The sequence below is a fragment of the Ligilactobacillus sp. genome, assembly GCF_036846325.1.
In the GTDB taxonomy this organism is placed as follows: domain Bacteria; phylum Bacillota; class Bacilli; order Lactobacillales; family Lactobacillaceae; genus Ligilactobacillus.
On the sequence record NZ_DAIUCE010000034.1, the window covers coordinates 1 to 17,965 of the forward strand.

Annotated in this window: 18 protein-coding genes, 1 pseudogene and 1 riboswitch; of the genes and pseudogenes, 18 read left to right on the forward strand and 1 reads right to left on the reverse strand. The window is 46.2% G+C overall.

All coding sequences use genetic code 11. The annotated features are described in order from the left end of the window. Positions 1 to 704: 704 nt before the first annotated feature. The 11 genes from V7Z60_RS04880 to V7Z60_RS04930 all read left to right on the forward strand — a co-directional run bounded on the left by V7Z60_RS04880 (position 705) and on the right by V7Z60_RS04930 (position 10,835). Entirely contained in the window at positions 705 to 1,772 is a 1,068-nt protein-coding gene (locus V7Z60_RS04880) for an AI-2E family transporter (RefSeq protein ID WP_334116730.1), read from the forward strand. After that, positions 1,759 to 2,952 (forward strand): MalY/PatB family protein, encoded by a 1,194-nt coding sequence (locus V7Z60_RS04885; protein WP_334116731.1) that lies wholly within the window; start codon positions 1,759 to 1,761, stop codon positions 2,950 to 2,952. The genes V7Z60_RS04880 and V7Z60_RS04885 overlap by 14 nt, the downstream gene beginning before the upstream one ends. Before the next feature lie 81 nt (positions 2,953 to 3,033). Further along, complete coding sequence (locus V7Z60_RS04890) at positions 3,034 to 3,720, forward strand: 2,3-diphosphoglycerate-dependent phosphoglycerate mutase (protein ID WP_003692102.1); 687 nt, start codon at positions 3,034 to 3,036, stop codon at positions 3,718 to 3,720. Positions 3,721 to 3,923: 203 nt separating this feature from the next. Then, positions 3,924 to 4,862, forward strand: coding sequence for a choloylglycine hydrolase family protein (locus V7Z60_RS04895; RefSeq protein ID WP_334116732.1), 939 nt, complete (start codon positions 3,924 to 3,926; stop codon positions 4,860 to 4,862). A 329-nt stretch (positions 4,863 to 5,191) separates the two neighbouring features. Next, complete coding sequence (locus tag V7Z60_RS04900) at positions 5,192 to 6,352, forward strand: trans-sulfuration enzyme family protein (RefSeq protein WP_334116733.1); 1,161 nt, start codon at positions 5,192 to 5,194, stop codon at positions 6,350 to 6,352. Between the two features lie 8 nt (positions 6,353 to 6,360). Next, on the forward strand, positions 6,361 to 7,485 hold the full coding sequence (locus V7Z60_RS04905) for a trans-sulfuration enzyme family protein (protein WP_334116734.1): 1,125 nt from the start codon (positions 6,361 to 6,363) through the stop codon (positions 7,483 to 7,485). Further along, a complete protein-coding gene (locus tag V7Z60_RS04910; protein ID WP_334116735.1) occupies positions 7,482 to 7,622 on the forward strand; it encodes a hypothetical protein in 141 nt (46 codons plus the stop codon). Before V7Z60_RS04905 ends, V7Z60_RS04910 begins: the two co-directional genes overlap by 4 nt. Before the next feature lie 300 nt (positions 7,623 to 7,922). Beyond that, complete coding sequence (locus tag V7Z60_RS04915; protein ID WP_334116736.1) at positions 7,923 to 8,582, forward strand: amino acid ABC transporter permease; 660 nt, start codon at positions 7,923 to 7,925, stop codon at positions 8,580 to 8,582. After that, the gene (locus V7Z60_RS04920; RefSeq protein WP_334116737.1) at positions 8,563 to 9,246 is read left to right on the forward strand and encodes an amino acid ABC transporter permease; all 684 of its coding nucleotides are present in this window, start codon (positions 8,563 to 8,565) and stop codon (positions 9,244 to 9,246) included. The genes V7Z60_RS04915 and V7Z60_RS04920 overlap by 20 nt, the downstream gene beginning before the upstream one ends. A gap of 9 nt (positions 9,247 to 9,255) precedes the next feature. After that, positions 9,256 to 9,996 (forward strand): amino acid ABC transporter ATP-binding protein, encoded by a 741-nt coding sequence (locus V7Z60_RS04925; protein WP_334116738.1) that lies wholly within the window; start codon positions 9,256 to 9,258, stop codon positions 9,994 to 9,996. 14 nt (positions 9,997 to 10,010) lie between these two features. After that, entirely contained in the window at positions 10,011 to 10,835 is an 825-nt protein-coding gene (locus tag V7Z60_RS04930) for a transporter substrate-binding domain-containing protein (protein WP_334116739.1), read from the forward strand. A gap of 88 nt (positions 10,836 to 10,923) precedes the next feature. Here V7Z60_RS04930 and V7Z60_RS04935 read toward each other — a convergent pair whose 3' ends face one another. Continuing rightward, entirely contained in the window at positions 10,924 to 11,472 is a 549-nt protein-coding gene (locus tag V7Z60_RS04935) for a TetR/AcrR family transcriptional regulator (protein ID WP_334116740.1), read from the reverse strand. Positions 11,473 to 11,948: 476 nt separating this feature from the next. On the opposite strand from V7Z60_RS04935, the gene V7Z60_RS04940 reads away from it, so the two are divergent. The 7 genes and pseudogenes from V7Z60_RS04940 to V7Z60_RS04970 form a co-directional block, all read left to right on the forward strand. Next, positions 11,949 to 12,485, forward strand: coding sequence for a SagB/ThcOx family dehydrogenase (locus V7Z60_RS04940; RefSeq protein WP_334116746.1), 537 nt, complete (start codon positions 11,949 to 11,951; stop codon positions 12,483 to 12,485). Then, positions 12,463 to 13,335: an ABC transporter ATP-binding protein gene (locus V7Z60_RS04945; RefSeq protein ID WP_334116741.1), complete on the forward strand. Its 873-nt coding sequence runs from the start codon at positions 12,463 to 12,465 to the stop codon at positions 13,333 to 13,335. The genes V7Z60_RS04940 and V7Z60_RS04945 overlap by 23 nt, the downstream gene beginning before the upstream one ends. 3 nt (positions 13,336 to 13,338) lie before the next feature. Further along, positions 13,339 to 14,079, forward strand: a complete 741-nt coding sequence (locus V7Z60_RS04950) for an ABC transporter permease (protein ID WP_334116742.1) — start codon at positions 13,339 to 13,341, stop codon at positions 14,077 to 14,079. 108 nt (positions 14,080 to 14,187) lie between these two features. After that, positions 14,188 to 14,276, forward strand: a riboswitch (TPP riboswitch). A gap of 97 nt (positions 14,277 to 14,373) precedes the next feature. After that, positions 14,374 to 14,943, forward strand: a complete 570-nt coding sequence (locus V7Z60_RS04955) for an ECF transporter S component (RefSeq protein WP_334116743.1) — start codon at positions 14,374 to 14,376, stop codon at positions 14,941 to 14,943. A 56-nt stretch (positions 14,944 to 14,999) separates the two neighbouring features. Then, positions 15,000 to 16,334: an ABC transporter ATP-binding protein gene (locus tag V7Z60_RS04960; RefSeq protein ID WP_334116744.1), complete on the forward strand. Its 1,335-nt coding sequence runs from the start codon at positions 15,000 to 15,002 to the stop codon at positions 16,332 to 16,334. Further along, positions 16,331 to 16,990, forward strand: coding sequence for an energy-coupling factor transporter transmembrane component T family protein (locus tag V7Z60_RS04965; protein ID WP_334116745.1), 660 nt, complete (start codon positions 16,331 to 16,333; stop codon positions 16,988 to 16,990). The genes V7Z60_RS04960 and V7Z60_RS04965 overlap by 4 nt, the downstream gene beginning before the upstream one ends. A gap of 338 nt (positions 16,991 to 17,328) precedes the next feature. Further along, positions 17,329 to 17,965, forward strand: a pseudogene (locus tag V7Z60_RS04970) (5-methyltetrahydropteroyltriglutamate--homocysteine methyltransferase); the annotation flags it as partial.

Below are 17,965 nucleotides of genomic sequence, written 5' to 3' on the forward strand. Positions count from 1 at the left end.
CACGAACTTATCATGAGCCTTGTTGCTGGTCTGAGCCCGATTAACAAGGTGTGGAAGCGAGCGGTCATGAGCCCGTACGCAAGCATTGGGCGACCGAAGGCGAGCTTGTCTCGTCCAGGGAGACCTTGGTTGCGATAGGGTGAATGCGAGCTGGAACCTGATTAAGACAAGGTGTGGAGCCGAACGCCAGAACAATGATTTGAAGTGGCCTGGAAAAATATGTCTCGAACAAAATTCCCGGATGATTTGCAATTAACTGCAAATCATCCGGGAATTTGTTTGTGTATGCGACGTTAAATGTGTGCTTTGACCGCAACCAAGGGCTGCCATTTACGGGAAAATCCCAAAAATCGCCGTTTTGCCCGTAATCCCGCCTTGGAGTCCTGATTGAACAGGCGATTCTCAGCACTGCATTTAATTCATGTCTCAAAACTGAAAGAATGCCGGACGGAATCAGCAAATTGCGATGTTTTTTTCCCAGCCTCTTTTCATTATAGGGTCCGCACTTTGCCAAATGCAGCGCCTGCGATATCAGAAGCAGACCAGCACCCTGTATTTCGGCAAAGACGGTCCGCTTTCGCATCTTGCACCAGTATCCGCTACCTGGGGCTCAGCCCGCATTTCCGTCTTTCTCTAAGTTCTTAAATATAGTAAAATTAACGTATCGACTTGTTGTTGCTGGAATATTTAGGGAGGTATTTCCTTTGAACTTATGGAATAGATTTTTGGAAAACGTACGCCTGAGACGCTTCGTCGTCTTGATTGGGATTATCGGAATTCTGTATGTTTCGCGAAGCATCATCAGCGTGATTCTGCTGACGTTCATCTTCACGTTTTTGATCACGCGCCTGATAATGGCGATTCACCGACACATCAGAATTCCGTCGCAGCTGATAGTGATTGCCGTATATCTGGCATTGATCGGCCTGATATATCTGGCGGTGACCGTGTATGTTCCGAAATTGATCAGTCAGTCGGAAGCGATGGTTGCTTCAGTGCTTAAGTTTTACCAAAATCCGCCAAAAGGGGCAAACGAGGTCATCAACTTCATCAGCGGATACGTTGGCAAGCTTGACGTCATGAATCAGGTCAAAGGAAGTTTCGAAATCGTGATGAAGTACGTTACGAGCATTGGTTCAATGGGATTCACGCTGTTCATGTCGCTTCTTTTGAGTTTCTTCTTTACGATTGAGGAACGTCAGATGGCGGAATTTTCGAAAAGCTTTTTGACGAGCGGCCCCTTTGCGTGGGTGTTCCAGGATATCTACTACTTTGCAAAGATCTTCGTAAATACGTTCGGTGTCGTGATGGAAGCACAGTTCATGATAGCAATCGTAAATACAGTGATTACTACCACATGTCTCGGATTCATGAAGATGCCGCAGCTTTTCAGTTTGAGCCTGATGATCTTCGTACTCAGTCTGATTCCCGTTGCCGGCGTGATTGTTTCTGCAGTTCCGCTTTGCTTCATCGGCTATACCGTTGGCGGTCTGAGAGATGTCTTCTACATCATTATTCTGCTGATCGTGGTTCATGCGATCGAGTCTTACGTGCTTAATCCTAAACTGATGTCCAGCCGGACCGAACTGCCGATTTTCTACACGTTCGTTGTCCTGTTCGTTTCGGAACATCTTTTTGGAACCTGGGGTCTGATTGTCGGCATTCCGATTTTCACGTTCATGCTTGATGTCCTGGGAGTCAAGCCCGTTCACACAAAGCATGGTAAATTTGAAAAATTAAGAAAGCAGGAAAAACAAAATGAACAAGAATGAGTTTTTAAGCGAATATGCTGTCGACAGACGCAACACTTGCTGCGTCAAGTGGGATGATTTAAAGGAAAGCTTTGGCGAAGATGACCTGCTGCCTTTTTGGGTTGCGGATATGGAATTCAAGATCCCGGAACAGGCGCAAAAAGCGTTGGAAGAACGCATCAGGCACGGTGTTTTCGGCTATTCGCTGACACCTGAGGGATATTATGAAGCATACATGAACTGGCAGGAGAAACGTTACGGCACTGAACTTCATCAGGAGTGGATCCGTTTCGGTTCGGGCGTCGTTCAGTCAATCAGCGCGTTCGTGCAGATTCTGACTCAGCCGGGGGATGCCGTGATGATTCTGCAGCCGGTCTACAATCCGTTTGCTGAAGTCGTCAAAAATACCGGACGCAGGCTCGTTGTTTCCGAGCTTAAGAATTCAAGCGAGACTTACTCGCTTGATCTGGTGGACATGGAACAGAAAATCGATGAAGAAGACGTTAAACTGCTGATTTTCTGCAGTCCTCACAATCCTGTCGGAAGAGTCTGGAGCGCAGAAGAACTTGAGGAAATGCTCGAACTTTGCAAAAACAGGCATGTTCGCGTGATTTTTGACGAGATTCACCACGATTTGATCGTCGGCAAAAGACCGTTCGTGTCCGGGCTTTCAGTTAGAGACGGATATTATCGCGACAATCTCGTCGTGCTTGATTCAGCTTCAAAGACATTCAACATGGCGGCTTTTGACAACAGTCACGTGATTGTGCCGAATCCGCAGATCATGAGAAAGTACGACCGCTTTGTTGAAATGCAGAAGATTCCGGATGGAAATCTGCTTGGAAAAGTTGCCGGGGAGGCTGCTTACCGGAGTGGTGAGGAATGGCTTAACGGTCTGCTTGAAGTCGTGCGCACAAACTATGAATATGTCAGGGAGCAGTTACAGTCTGCATTTCCTGAAATCGGATGTTCCGAACTTGAGGGAACCTATCTCATGTGGATCAATCTTGAACCGGTCGTTTCAGACGCAGACGTTGAAGACGTCATCAAGCGCGATGCAAAACTTGCCGTTGATTTTGGCGATTGGTTCGGAAAAGGTGGGGCAGGACACATCAGATTCAATCTGGCAACGACTCCTGAAAATGTCAGAAAGGCGACTGAAGCCATGATTTCTGCAATCGGACGCTATAAGCGACAATAATTTTTGTAAAAAGCTACCAATTTTCGCATTTTCAGTGTAAAATATGGTTGTATCATATTCTAAGAAAGAGGTTTGTACTAAATGGCAAAATTAGTATTTATCCGTCACGGCCAAAGTGAATGGAACTTGAAGAACTTGTTCACTGGCTGGGTTGACGTTAATTTGAGCGAAAAAGGCGAACAGGAAGCAAAGGAAGCAGGTCGCAAGCTTAAGGAAGCCGGCATCGAATTTGATCAGGCTTACACATCAGTTTTGACGCGTGCCATCAAGACGCTTCACTTCGCACTTGAAGAATCAGGCCAGCTCTGGGTTCCTGAAACGAAGACATGGCGTTTGAACGAACGTCATTACGGCGCATTGCAAGGCCAGAACAAGGCTGAAGCAGCTGAAAAGTTCGGTGAAGAACAAGTTCACATCTGGCGTCGTTCATACGATGTATTGCCTCCGCTCTTGAGCGCAGACGATGAAGGTTCTGCAGCAAACGATCGTCGTTATGCAAACCTTGACCCACGCATCGTTCCTGGTGGCGAAAACTTGAAGGTTACGTTGGAACGCGTTATCCCATTCTGGGAAGATCATATCGCTCCAGATTTGTTGGCCGGCAAGAACGTTATCGTTGCTGCACACGGCAACTCATTGCGTGCTTTGACGAAGTACATCGAACAAATCTCTGACGAAGACATCATGAACGTTGAAATGGCAACTGGTCAACCAGTTGTTTACGACTTGGATGACAAGTTGAACATCGTTTCAAAGGAAAAGCTTTAATCTGTATTTTTCTGATGGAAGAAGCGTGCTCTCCACTGCGAGAGCACGCTTTTTTGCGTATTTTGCGATCAAGTGGCGCTTATTCACTAAGAAATGCTTAAAAATATCGTCTCACAAGTGCTTTGACTGGTATTTTTCAATTCTTCTTCGTTATCATTAAGGTGAAGGGGAAGCAGTAAAACAGATCACGAGGGGGTATTTTTATGTGTACCGCAGTAACATTTACAGACGTGAAGAATCATCACTATCTGGCACGGACAATGGATTTTTCGTTTGAACTGGATACGAGAATCGTTTCGATTCCTGAAGGCCATGTGTTTTCATCACTGGTTTCCGACAGCAGTTTCAAGTCAGAGCACGCATTTCTTGCTGCCGGTCAGGAAATTGAAGGATACGGGTATTCGTTCGGGGACGGATTCAATGAAAAGGGGTTTGCAATCGCATCCTTGTATTTTGAAAGCTATGCCAGATACAGTGCTGCGCCGGTCCGTGGCAAGACAAACCTTGCTTCGACCGATCTGGTTGCATGGGCGCTCGGCAATGCCGGAAGCGTCGACGAATTTGCCCGGAAAATTTCAGACATCAATATCGTTGACATCGTCAATCCGGTAATCATGAAGGAAGTGCCCCTTCACTGGATCGTGGCTGACAGTTCCGGAAACGACGGTGTGCTTGAGATTACGGAGAGCGGAGTTCATTTTTATCGCAACCTGGTGGGAGTGATGACGAATCCGCCTGAATTTCCGTGGCATATGGAAAATTTGAATCATTACAACAATTTGCAGCCAACGGATTTCGGTTCCAAAAACTACGGTGACTTTACGACTTTCTGGGACGGACCGGGTTCAGGCACGCGCGGACTTCCGGGAGATTACACTTCGATTTCGCGTTTTGTCAGGGCGGCATACGTGCGTCAGTATTCTGAAAGGAAAAACGGTCTGGTGGCGCTCTCTCACATTTTGAATTCAGTTGATATTCCAAAAGGCGTCAAGAAAAAGACTGACGGTCTTTCGGACTATACGCAGTACAGGATGATGATTGACCTGAGCGGAAGGTGCTGCTATTTCAGGCGCTACGGGGATGCAGCCAGTGCAAGGTACTGTCTTGACGCTTCTTCAGATTTGGTTGAAGAACTTTCATGATGGATGCCTTGACATTCTCATTTTAACATAATAAACTTATCATCATGATAATCAGATTTTAACGGTGAGGATGAGAAGAGTAGGGCCGGAAATCCTGACAGAGACCGCGGAAGGTGAGAGAGCGGAGGAACGAACGGGCTGAAGATGAACTCGGAGCCAGGCTTTCCGTCAAGTCGGAATGCCCGTCGGGACACGTTACAGTCCATGGCATGACATTGCCGTTGAGATCATGGATTAATTACATGGTGAATCAGGGTGGTACCACGGGTCCACATCGTCCCTGACCGTTTGAGACGGTCGGGGACTTTTTAGCATTGGAGGTCTTTTTCATGACAGAATTCCTGACAAGGCTTGTGCATGGCAGAAGCCAGAATGACAACAACACCGGGGCAGTTAACGTCCCAATCTACACATCGTCGACGTACGCATATGAGACGGCGTCTTCGAAGGTGAAGTACGACTACTCACGTTCGGGCAATCCGACGAGAAACTATCTGGAAGAACAGGTTGCCGACCTGGAGAACGGGACGCGCGGATTTGCCTTCTCATCAGGCGTTGCCGCAATTCATGCCGTGCTGGCGATTTTCAGGCCGGGCGACCATATCATCATCAGCCGGCAGATTTACGGTGGCACGTTCCGGCTGATTCACGAGTACTTCGAGCGCTGGGGGATTGAGACCACTCCTGTTGACATGAGAAATCCCTCTGAAATCGAGGCAGCGGTCAGGGACAACACCAAGGCAGTCTACTTCGAGACGTTCAGCAACCCGCTGCTTGAGGTGACTTCAGTCAGGGATGTTTCGGGAGTTGCGTCGAAACACGGACTGCTGACGATTGTCGACAACACGTTTCTTACGCCGTATCTGCAGCAGCCGCTTGATCTTGGTGCGGACATCGTCATTCATTCCGCAACAAAGTACCTTTCCGGACATTCTGACGTAATTGCCGGCGTGGTCGCAGTCAGAAACGAGGAACTCGCCGAGCGCATCTACTTCAACCAGAATGCGCTGGGTGGGGTGCTGTCACCCGAGGACTCGAACCTGGTGCGCAGGGGCATTCAGACGTTAGGGGTCAGAATGGACCGCCATCTGGAAAATGCAGAGGCGGTAGTGCATTTTCTGGTGGAATCGCCATTCGTGAAGAAGGTGTTCTATCCGGGACTTGAGGATGATCCTGGACATGAGGTTGCAGGCAGGGAATGCCGGGGGTTCGGCGGCATCGTGTCATTTGAGGTGGATGATTCCGTCGATCCGGAGAAGTTCGTCAACGGGCTTGAGCTGATTCAGCTTGCGGTCAGTCTCGGTGCGGTCGAGAGTCTGATTGAGCTTCCGTCGAAGATGACTCATGCCGAGCTTTCGGAGGAAGAGCAGAAAAAGGCAGGCATCACGCCGGGACTGGTCAGGCTGTCAGTCGGCATTGAGGATGCGGAAGACATTGTTGCTGACCTGAAGCAGGCACTTGAGGCAGCAAGTGAAAATCAAGGCAGGTAGGATGAATCATGACTAGAAAAATAGCAGTTGAAACACTTCTGGCACAGGCCGGAAACAGAAATGACGGGGATGCGCAGTGTTCGGTGTCGACGCCGATTTATCTGTCATCCAACTTCAGACATGCAAGTCTGGAGGAGGCAAGGAACTTTGATGAGAAGACGCAGTATGCGTATTCAAGAATGTCAACGCCGACGCGGCGTGTGCTTGAGAAGACGCTTTCCGAGCTTGAGTGCGGCGTGCAGGCATTTGCGGTCAGTTCGGGGATGGCGGCAGTCAAGCTTGCCCTGAGTGTTCTGAAGCAGGGCGATCATGTGGTTTCACTTGATGATCTCTACGGCGGAACGTTCCGCTATTTCGACTATCTTCATGAACACTGCGGCGTTGACTTCTCGAAGTGGGACGGCCGAAGCCTTGCGGAACTGAAGGAACTTCTGAACGAAAGGACGCGCCTGGTCTGGATCGAGACGCCGTCGAACCCGACGATGAAGGAAGTCGACATTGAGAAACTTGCGGAACTTGTCCACTCGTTTTCATCTGACATCATCGTGGCAGTGGACAACACGTTCTACACGCCAATCTATCAGAAACCGCTGGAACTTGGTGCGGACGTCGTCGTCCATTCCGCAACGAAGTATCTTTCCGGACACAACGACCTGCTCGGCGGCGTGGTCGTTGCCGGAAGCAGCAAACTTGCAGATGAGCTGTACTTCAACAACATCACGATGGGCGCCAACCTCGATCCGTTTGACTCGTGGCTTCTGTTAAGGAGTCTGAAGACTTTGCCGATTAGAATGAGGGCCCACACGGAAAATGCACGCGCCGTTGCTTCATGGCTTGAAAAAAGAGATGATGTTGAACGCGTCCTTTATCCGGGAAAGGGTGGGATGATCAGCTTTTATCTCAAGGACGAGGAAAAGGTGGCGCATCTTCTGAAGAGCCTTGAAATCATCTCCTTTGCCGAAAGCCTCGGTGGTGTCGAAAGCCTGATCACCGTTCCCTACGTTCAGACGCACCATGACATGCCTGTGGAAGAAAGACTGCGGCTTGGAATCACTCCCGAACTGCTCAGGCTTTCAGTCGGACTTGAAAACAGTGCTGACCTGATTTCCGATCTGGAACAGGCACTTGGATGACGGCCAGATTAATATCTTCAGGAAAGGTCGGGAAAATCCCGGCTTTTTTTGTGCATCAAGGCTTAAAAATGCCGGTTATTGGTGCTTTAAGAAAGCAGAAGACAAACATTGCAAAAAAACATCGAGAAAATGTTTGACAATTCTCAGTTTCAAGTGTATGGTTAGTGCATAAACAAATTTTAAGAAAAGGAGACGCGAATCTTATGACAAAGTTCGTTTCATCAATGATGAATACTTGCTGCTGCTGCATGTGTGAATGCTGCGGCCATTTTGTCATACCTGAAACGATTCGTGCTACCATAGTCGGCTGAGGTTTTCTTCTGATACCTCGAGGAAACCGGATTCTGTGATTCATGCGAGTCGCAGGATCCGGTTTTTTGTTTATTAATCCGAACTTTCCGATGCGCACGGAAGGTTCATCCGGGAGTTGATGCTAAATGAGTTTTGATGTGATGAGGTCAGCGCTGCCGATGTTTCTCAGCGGGCTGAAGCTGACCTTGCTGTATTCTTTTTTCGGGATTGCCGGTTCAATTGCCGTCGGACTCTTCTGCAGTCTGGTGAAGTACTTCAAGGTTCCGGTGGCGCGGCGGATTGTCTCTGCATACGTCGAGCTTTCACGCAATACGCCGCTCTTGATTCAGCTGTTTTTCCTCTATTACGCTTTTCCCGTCATCGGGCTGAAAATGAGCGCTTCGACCTGCGGCATCGCCGGCTTGATTTTTCTTGGCGGAGCATATATGGCGGAAGGTTTTAACGGCGGGCTTGATGCGGTTCCCAAAAGCCAGATCGATTCGGGAAAAGCAATCGGAATGTCGAAAGCACAGCTTGCATTTTACGTCGTTTTTCCCCAGGGACTTGCGTTGAGCGTTCCTGCACTGTCGGCAAACATCATTTTTTTGATCAAGGAAACGTCGATTTTTTCCGTGATTGCCATTCCGGAGCTGACGAATACGGCGCTTGATCTCATCGGACTCTATTACAGATCAAACGAGTATCTGCTCATGTTGGTCGTCTTTTATGCGCTGATTCTGATTCCGTTGATACTGCTGCTTGACTGGCTTGAAAGGAGGGTTCGTTATGGCACATTCGGGAATTGAGGTCTTGTTTCAGGGGAAAAATTTTCTCAGACTGATGGGAGGCCTTTGGACGTCCGTTTGGATTGCCGGCGTATCGCTTGGGTTCGGACTTTTGCTTGGGACTTTTCTTGGCGTTTTGCGGACTTTGAAAAATGCAGTGCTTCGAGTCGTCCTGCGCTTGTATCTGGAATTTTTCAGAATCGTTCCGACGATCGTGCTGCTCTTTTTGGTTTACTACATTTTGCCGCGGCAGTTTCATGTCGAAGTTTCGGCTGAGTGGATGGCCGTTTTGGCATTTTCGCTTTGGATTTCGGCAGAATTTTCGGACATCGTTCGCGGAGCGCTGGAATCAGTTCCGAAACACCAAAGAGAAGCCGGACTCGCGCTTGGATTGACCAAAGGCCAGCTTTTCGTTCATGTTTTGATGCCGCAGGCATTCATGCTTGAACTTCCCGCTGCCATCAACCTTGCGACGCGCGTCGTCAAAACGACGTCCTTGCTGATGATCATCAGCGTGATGGACGTCATCAACGTTGGTCAGCAGATCATCGAGGCAAACAATCAGCAATATCCAAGCGGAGTTTTTTGGATCTACGGATTTATTTTCATGCTGTATTTCATCGTTGACTATCCGTTGTCTTTAATCTCAAGGATGCTGCAGCAAAAATTTTCAGCGAACCTTTAGGAGGAAAATATGGCAGAAGAAATTTTACGAGTTGATAATCTTGACAAGTTTTACGGAGACTGGCAGGCATTGCACGAAATCAGTTTTTCGATTGAACGCGGTGAGGTCTTGACGCTTCTTGGTCCGTCCGGATCCGGCAAAAGCACGCTGATTCGCTGTTTGAACGGTTTGGAGGAATATCGCAGCGGAACGATTGTCTTTGAAGGTCAAAAAATCGTTCCGAGCGAAAAAAACTGGCAGAAGATTCGCCAGAAAATCGGGATGGTGTTTCAAAGCTATGATCTGTTTCCGAATCTGACGGTAATGGGCAATATTTTGCTCGGACCGACAAAGGTTCAAAAAAGGCCCGAATCAGAAGTGAAAGAAGAAGCGCTTGATCTGCTTGAAAGGGTAGGGCTGAAAGAATATGCGGATGCCTATCCGAGACAGCTTTCCGGTGGTCAGAAGCAGCGCATTGCAATCGTCAGGGCGCTGGCTTTGAAACCGGAACTGATGCTTTTTGACGAAGTCACGGCCTCGCTTGATCCGGAAATGGTTCGCGGAGTTTTGGAAATTATCAGGGAATTAGCAGAAAAAGACGACATGACGATGATTATCGTGACGCACGAGATGAATTTTGCGGAAAAAATTGCCGACAAGGTCTTGTTTTTAGAAGACGGCAAGATTTTAGAGCAAACGGACGGCAAAACGTTCTTCAGAAATCCGCAAACTGATCGTGCCAGAGAATTTTTGAAATCAATGGACTTTTAACGGGGGAATTTATCATGAAAAAAACAATTATTAAAGGATTGACGGTTTTAGGCGCAGCATTGACGTTTGCAGCGTTTGGACAAAACACGACGGTCAAGGCGGATTCTTCGGTCACGGCCATTAAGAAACGCGGAACTGTCAGAATCGCAACCTTTGGCGATTTGCCGCCATACGGCTGGGTCAACAAGGACGGAAAGCGCGTGGGGTATGACGTGGCACTCGGTCGCAAGATTGCAAAAGATCTTGGCGTCAAAGCCAAATTCATCCAGGTAAATGCCAATAATCGCGTCGATGCCTTGAATTCGGACAAAGCAGACATCGTGCTTGCCAATTTCACGGTGACGCCTGAAAGAAAACAGGTCATCGATTTTGCCAAGCCGTACATGAAGGTTTCGATCGGTATTGTTTCCAAGAAATCTGCACCGATTACGAAAGTTTCGCAGCTCAAGGGAAAGAAACTGATCGTCAATAAAGGGACGACTGCCGAAAGCTATTTTACGACGAAACAAAAAGGCGTGGATCTTTTGAAATTTGACTCCAAGACGCAGCAGTTCAACGCTTTGAAGAATGACCGCGGCGTGGCCTTGGCAGACGATAATTCATTCCTTTATGCATGGGTCAAGAACCATCCGAAGTATACGGTCGGCATCAAGACGCTTGGACCGAACCAGTTCATCGCTCCAGGAATCAAGAAAGGCAACAAGTCTTTGCTGAAGTGGACCAACAGGGAAATCGGCAGGCTTACCAAGCATGGCTTCTTCAAGCAGGACTTTGACAAAGAACTCAAGCCTTACTTTGGCAGGGAAATCAAGGCATCCGACATCGTCATTGACAAATAGGCGCAGGTCATCACGGGGCCGTCCGGTAATGGGCGGCCTCTTTTTGCGTTCATATCAGTAATTACGCAGGAGGGGGCTGTCTTTAATGTCACAATAGTTGACTGATGGGAACGGAAAACAATGAATGAAAGATTTTCCTGAATTCTGCTGGTGTTTCCGGAACCGGCTTTGAAACCCATAGTTCGATTATTGAAAAAAAGAACAGATAGGTTAAGTTCTCAGCGTAGTATGATGGAACAGTTCGACAATCATATTCTGACTTGAAGGATGAAACCCATTTGCTGTAGTTTGCTTTCAAGTAATCAATCCAGTATGGGTGCAGGGGACTGGTATATAGTATTTTCAGAATTTCACGATTCTCGTAGATTAAGGGAAGTATCTCATTGGAAATGACATCAATGATTCCAATCCCTTGGGTAACGCCATTGGGATGGTTATTGATGCATTCCGATATCTTTGCATCGACACTTTCTTCTATGCAGGGAATAACATCTTCGACAGAATCGAAGTGATTGTAGAAGGTGGCTCTTGATACACCGGCAACATTGGTTATGTCACTGATGGAAATTTCGAGTGAGTTGTGCAGGTCCACAAGATATAAATATGAATCCATGATTTTCTTTACTGACTTGTTCATGTGCTTCTCCTGAAAACTTTTTAGTTCATTATACACCCGGTTGTGACACCGATGGTAAAAGTGTCGTCAAAGGTGATTTTATTATCGTAAACGGTAGATTAGTTGACTTTTACTTTAATAGATTCGGGACACCTTTGGTCAATAATCATATCACGATTTTTTAACGTATTCATCATATACAGAAAAATGATATATTTTTGAAATCGACACAAAGAACTTAAAAGTAATAGTTATATTTCGCCAAATTGCTATTGAAAAATATGTTTACACTGCATATGATGGGCCGTTAAGATTGGTGATCTGGAAAAAATATTTAAGAAAGCATTAAATTAATACATTCCTTTTTGACAAAGAGTATAGAATACAAACGGGATGTAGTATGTTAGCAAGGAAATGCTTTTGGCGCTTAGACAAAGTGTCCAAATTGAATTAATTAGGAAAAGTAGTTAGTATATGTTACATAGTGTGGGTCACTAATAAAATTAAAGGAGGAAAATAGTACGCTGGATGTCAGGGCGTATCCATCAGCGGGTGCTCTATATCCTATCGAGGTTTATGTAGTAGCAAATAATGTTGAATATTTGAAAAAAGGGGTTTACCACTATAACGTGGCAGAGAATTGTTTAGAGTATATTTTAAATTTAAGTGAAAATGATTTGACAAATAAATTTAATATTCGCGATCAGTCAATTGATTGTGCACCTATTACAATTCTCTTAACAGCAATGTTTCATAGAACTATATATAAGTACGGAAATCGTGGTTATCGTTTCATACTCACTGAATCAGGACATCTATTACAAAATATTGCGCTGTTGTCAACTTCATATGGAATGGGAACGTGTGATGTCGGTGGATATGAGGATGACGAAATTAATGAAATGCTTGGTATTGATGGAATGACTGAATCCGTGATAGGTGAAGTGGCATTAGGATTATGCGGAGATAATGGTAATGAAATGCCGGGTATTTATGGAAAGGGGGATGAAGATGGCGGATTTAGTAAAAGTTGAAGACGTTTCCTTCAGGTATGGGAGAGATGAAGAATATGCATTGCAAAACATCACCTTTTCCGTTCGTGAAGGAGAGATATTAGGGATTGTAGGTCCAAACGGAGCTGGGAAGACGACACTGTTGTCCTTGTTGGAGGGATTACATCAGCCTGAAAGCGGCCGGATAATTGCCGCTCCAAATTTAAGGACAGGGATTCTCTTTCAAGTCAATGGTTATTTTGATAATTTGTCTGTTTTTGAAAATATTGATATGTTTCAATCCATGTATCGCAATGCTTATGATTTCGAAGAGCTTGACAGGATTGTTGATCTGGAGGATATAAAGGGGAAGAAGGTAATGGAATTGTCTGGTGGTCAGCGCCAGAGATTTTTTCTGGCGCTGAGTGTTTTAAATCGGCCGGATATTCTCATTTTGGATGAACCGACTACAGGGCTCGATCCCAATGCTCGATTGATGTTGTGGAATCTTATTCGGAAAGTGGCCGGGACGGTAATTGTAACTTCTCATTATATGGATGAGGTGGAGAATCTATGTGATCGAGTCTGTTTTGTTGACAAGGGGAGACTCTTTGCTGTAGATAGCCCGAAGAAGCTGATTAAGCTGAGTCATGTCAAAGGATATGTTACTTTTTCCTGCAAGGATAGGGATGTTATTGATGAATTGTCTGAAAGTGAGGAAATCTCCCGTTTGGACGTTGATACCTATCGCGTAGGTACCGAACGGGTTGATGACCTGATTGAGACTCTGGTCGGTAAATATGGTGGTCATGTTTATAATATCAATTCCAGGAAACCCGGATTGGCAGACGCTTATTGTGAAATAACCGGCGGAGTCATCGAGGAGGGATGACAAGTGAAGACATTGAAAATAGTGGTATATATTTTAAAAAATGAATTTCGCAATAAGCAGGCAGTGATATTCTCGCTGATGCTGCCGATTGTTCTTTTGATACTGATGGGAACTACCGATAAAGCTCAAGTTGGTTATTTTTATCCGGGGATAGTGGCAATTGCATTTGGAACCATGGGGTTAGTAGGCATTTCGTCTCAGATTACCGGGTATCTGGAACGGGACGTGTTCAAGCGCATAATTGTAACTGATCAGCGGATAGGAAGCTTCATTCTTATGGACTGTATGGCCCAGGTTCTGTTCATGAGCATTCAATTCATATTGATTACGGTAGTGGCCAGGTTGGGATATAACGCTAAGTTTGACATTGATGTCAGGTATTTTCCGCTTATGATAGTGGAAATTGTCCTGGGAATGATTTCGTTGATGTCCATGGGGGTGATTATTGGAGGAATAGCTAAAAACACCAAGACAGCTTCAACTATAGGCAATGCAGTTATGGTGGTAATGCTCTTTGTCGGAAATACTCTTTTCCCATCCGATGGTTGGCCGAAAATCATACGTGTTGCCGCCAAATATCTTCCGATGAACAATTTAACGGATGCAATGCGAAGAACATTGATTTTACACACGCAGTCCGTTCATCAGGCATTTTTCCAAATATCATGTCTCTCAGTCTGCGCCATAGTCGGACTTGTATTAGGCATCCTTCTGACAGGCAGGAATGCAGTTGCAACGCATTGAATCCAGCGTGACTCCGGGTGTCTTGTGTCGACGCCGATGATTATCGTGAAGCTTATTTTTTCACCAAGTCTTTTCTTTTCATTCTCATTTTGCTATAATTGAACCGAATAATGAAAGCTGGGGTGCCGTTTGGCTGAGATTATACCCATGAACCTGATCTGGTCAATACCAGCGTAGGGAGCTTTGACGATCAAGAGTTGGTGCGCTTATTGGCGTTTATTTGAATTGCTGATTTGTCGAAAAAAGTCGAAGTCAACCCCCTTGCTTTTATTAAAAGACAAGGGGGATTTTTTTATGCAAACCTATGATGCAAAGAAGCAAAGGAAGACTTGGGCGCTTAAGGACGTCATTTTTCTGGCAGTCATCGGAATATTTTTCGGAATCATTTATCAAGTGTGGAGCTATGCATATTACGCAATGGCCGCAACTCCGCTCAAACCGTTTGCAAATGACGCAACGCTTGGCGTGTGGATCATGGCTGGACCTTTGGCCGGTGTCCTGATCAGGAAGGCCGGTGCATCCGTCATCGGCGAAATGCTTGCTGCCGCAGTTGAGATGTTGCTGTTCTCAAGCTGGGGCGCTTCGACGCTGCTTTCCGGTTTTGTTCAAGGCATCGGCAGCGAACTTGGCTTTGCGGCAACCGGTTATCGCGATTGGGGCAAGCGCGGTCTGTTCCTTTCGACGCTGTTTACGACGATCATCACTTTTGTATGGGATCTTGCCCAGTCAGGATACATGGAATATCATTTGCCGCTCTTGGTTGCGCTGTTTATCGTCCGCTTCATTTCAATCGGCTTTTTTGCCGGCGTTTTGGTTGCAATGATTGCCAAAATGGTTGACAAGGCTGGTATCTTGAAGAAATGACGAGCCTCAGACTTTCTGACGTGACGTTTTCGTATGATGATTGCGAAGGACCGATCGTGGAAAATTTTTCATATGAGCTCGACGAAGGCACGATCAGTCTGATCAGCGGACCGTCCGGCTGCGGCAAGTCGACGGTTTTCAAGCTGATGGCCGGACTTTTGCCGCAGTACGGCGGCAAGATCTTATCCGGCAAGGTTCTTTTGGAAAATGCAGAGATCGAATCCGTCGTGCCGTTTGAGCGCGCCAAACGAGTCGCGATGCTGTTTCAAAATCCGAATCGTCAATTTGCGATGAAAACCGTCTTTTCACAATTCGTCTTTGCGTTGGAAAATCTTCAGCTTGATCATCAGGAAATCGAAGAACGAATCAACGATGCTTTGAAGCGTTTTAAACTTGAAGATTTCAAAGACCGAAATCTGCAGGAATTATCCGGCGGAGAACAGCAAAGAATTGCTTTGGCATTGGTCTATTCGCTTAAAAGCTCAGTTATTTTGCTCGACGAGCCGTTTGCAAACGTTGATCCCGAAAACAGGAGCAAACTTCTTGAAGATTTGAAAAGACTGCAAAAAGAACAACGAAAAACGATCCTGATTTCCGATCATGATTCGAGCGGATATTTTGGAATAGTCGATCATTGGTATCGTTTCAGTTCACAAGGCTTTGTCGAAAAAGACGTCAACGAGCTGAAAACAAGAGAACAACAGCCAAAAGTAATTGGAATGCCGAAGAATGACGCAAGACTTTTCTGGGATGACCTTGGCTTTGAAGTTTCCAAAAGAAAATTGCTCAGCGATTCTTCTTTTTGCCTGCCGACTGGTCAGATCGGACTTCTCTCCGGAAAAAACGGCTGCGGCAAATCAACGCTTTTTGCCTGTCTTTGCAAGCTGCATGAAAAAACCGGCAAAATAACGTTTGATCAAAAAGATTCAGATAAAATCAAGCTCTCAAAATGGGCGAAAAACGTCGGCTACGCATTCCAGAACAGTCTTGATCAGTTCATCAAACTGACCGTTGAAGAAGAAATTCTGGCTTCAAGGAAAAATACGCGGCATAAGGATTATTGGAGCGAAGAAAGAATGCAAAAGGCAATCAAAGCTCTGAATTTGACAGGCGTCATGAAGCATTCGGTCTACCGGATTTCCGGCGGACAGCAAAAGAAACTGCAGCTGTTGATCATGCTGATCATGGCTCAGCCGATTCTGTTGATCGATGAGCCTTTTGCGGGACTCGATCAAGAGTCGCTTGAAGTTTCGTGCTCATTGCTGAAGGAAACGGTCGAAAATCTGCAGCTGAGCGTGCTGTTGATTTCGCACCAGCGCGTAAGAGTCGTTTCATTCATGGATTATGAAATTTCTTTGGAAGACGGAATTTTGAAAGAGGTGAGCGCATGAATCCGGCAGCAGTTTTTGTCTTGATGCTTGGCATCGGCATTCCGTTGACGTTCATCAAAAGCGTGATCTTGAACGTTGTCGTCAGCAGCGTTTGTCTGGCTTATCTTTTATTTTGCAAGGTCAAGCCCAGAACTTTGCTGACCATGCTGTTGGTGGCATTGCCGCTTGCTTTTGGCAGCTACGTTTCACAACGCTTTTACGCATCGCACGATCAGGTTCACATGGCCTGGATCTATGCTACGAGAATCATTGCTTATCTGACCCTTGGAGCAACGCTGACTTTGCCGAATTCGGTCGAAAGGATTTTGTTTAATTTGGCGGATCACCTGCATTTTTCAGAAACGTTCGTTTATGGGATGCTGTCATCGTTCAATATGATTCATACCATCAAAGTTCAATGGCAAAGAATCAAGTATTCTGCTTTGGTCAGAGGGGAGCGGTACCGGCTTTTTCAGCCGGCGCTTTATTTGCGGATCATCGTCGTTTCGCTGAATCTTTCCGGTGACCTGGCACAGGCGATGACGTCGCAGGGATTTTCGGAAGGCTTTTCCAGAACGCGCTTTGAAGAAGATGAACTGCCTGTCTGGCAGTGGATTTTGACTGCAATATTGATTGTCTCATATTTGGCATGCGCAATTATTTTAAAACCATGGTAATTTGTTGTTGACAAATGCAAAACATGAGTATAAAATGAGAGACAATTAATAAATGATGATAACGTTGAAGAGAAGAGTAGGCGAAACGCGACACGAAGAGAGTCCCGCATGGTGAGATGGGATTGCCGGCGTCAGCTGAAGATGAGCTCTGAGTCAGACTGGCGGTGCAAGCCAACAGTCCGTTTGGATACGATATAATCCTAGGCATGTCAGTGCTGAATCGAGGCCTTTTGGGCAAAAAATGGGTGGTACCGCGAATGACTTTCGCCCCTGAACGAAGCTAGACTTTGTTCAGGGGCTTTTTTTGACGCTATCGAAACATCAGGAGGAAAATTATTATGACAGAATTAAAATCACCGTTTCGTTATGACTATGTGGGAAGTTTTTTACGTCCGGCCGCTGTTAAAGAAGCTCGTGCCAAATTCGCAAAGAACGAAATCACGAAAGAACAGCTGACTGAAGTTGAAAATGAAGAAATCAAAAAATTGGTTGAAAAACAAAAAGCTGCAGGTTTTCATGGCTTGACCGACGGCGAATTCCGTCGCAGCTACTGGCATCTTGATTTCATGTGGGGATTTGGCGGCATCGAGCACGTCGAACTTGATCACGGCTACTTCTTCCATGGTGAGGAAACGACCCATGGTTCAATCAAGGTAACGGGTAAGATTACGGGAGAAAATCATCCGTTCGTTGAACATTACAAATTCGTCAAGCAGTTCGAGGATGAAAACACGGTTGCACGCCAGACGTTCCCGGCACCTGCACAATTGCTGGCAGAACTTTTCCGTGAAGACAACGGCAAGGACACCGTTGCCGTCTACCCTGACGAAGACAAGCTGATTGAAGACATTGCAGCCGCATATCGTCAGGTCATCAGGGATCTCTACGATGCCGGCTGTCGCAACATCCAGTTTGACGACTGCACATGGGGCATGTTCTGTGACGAGAAGTACTGGGAAGCCCGCCAGAAAGACG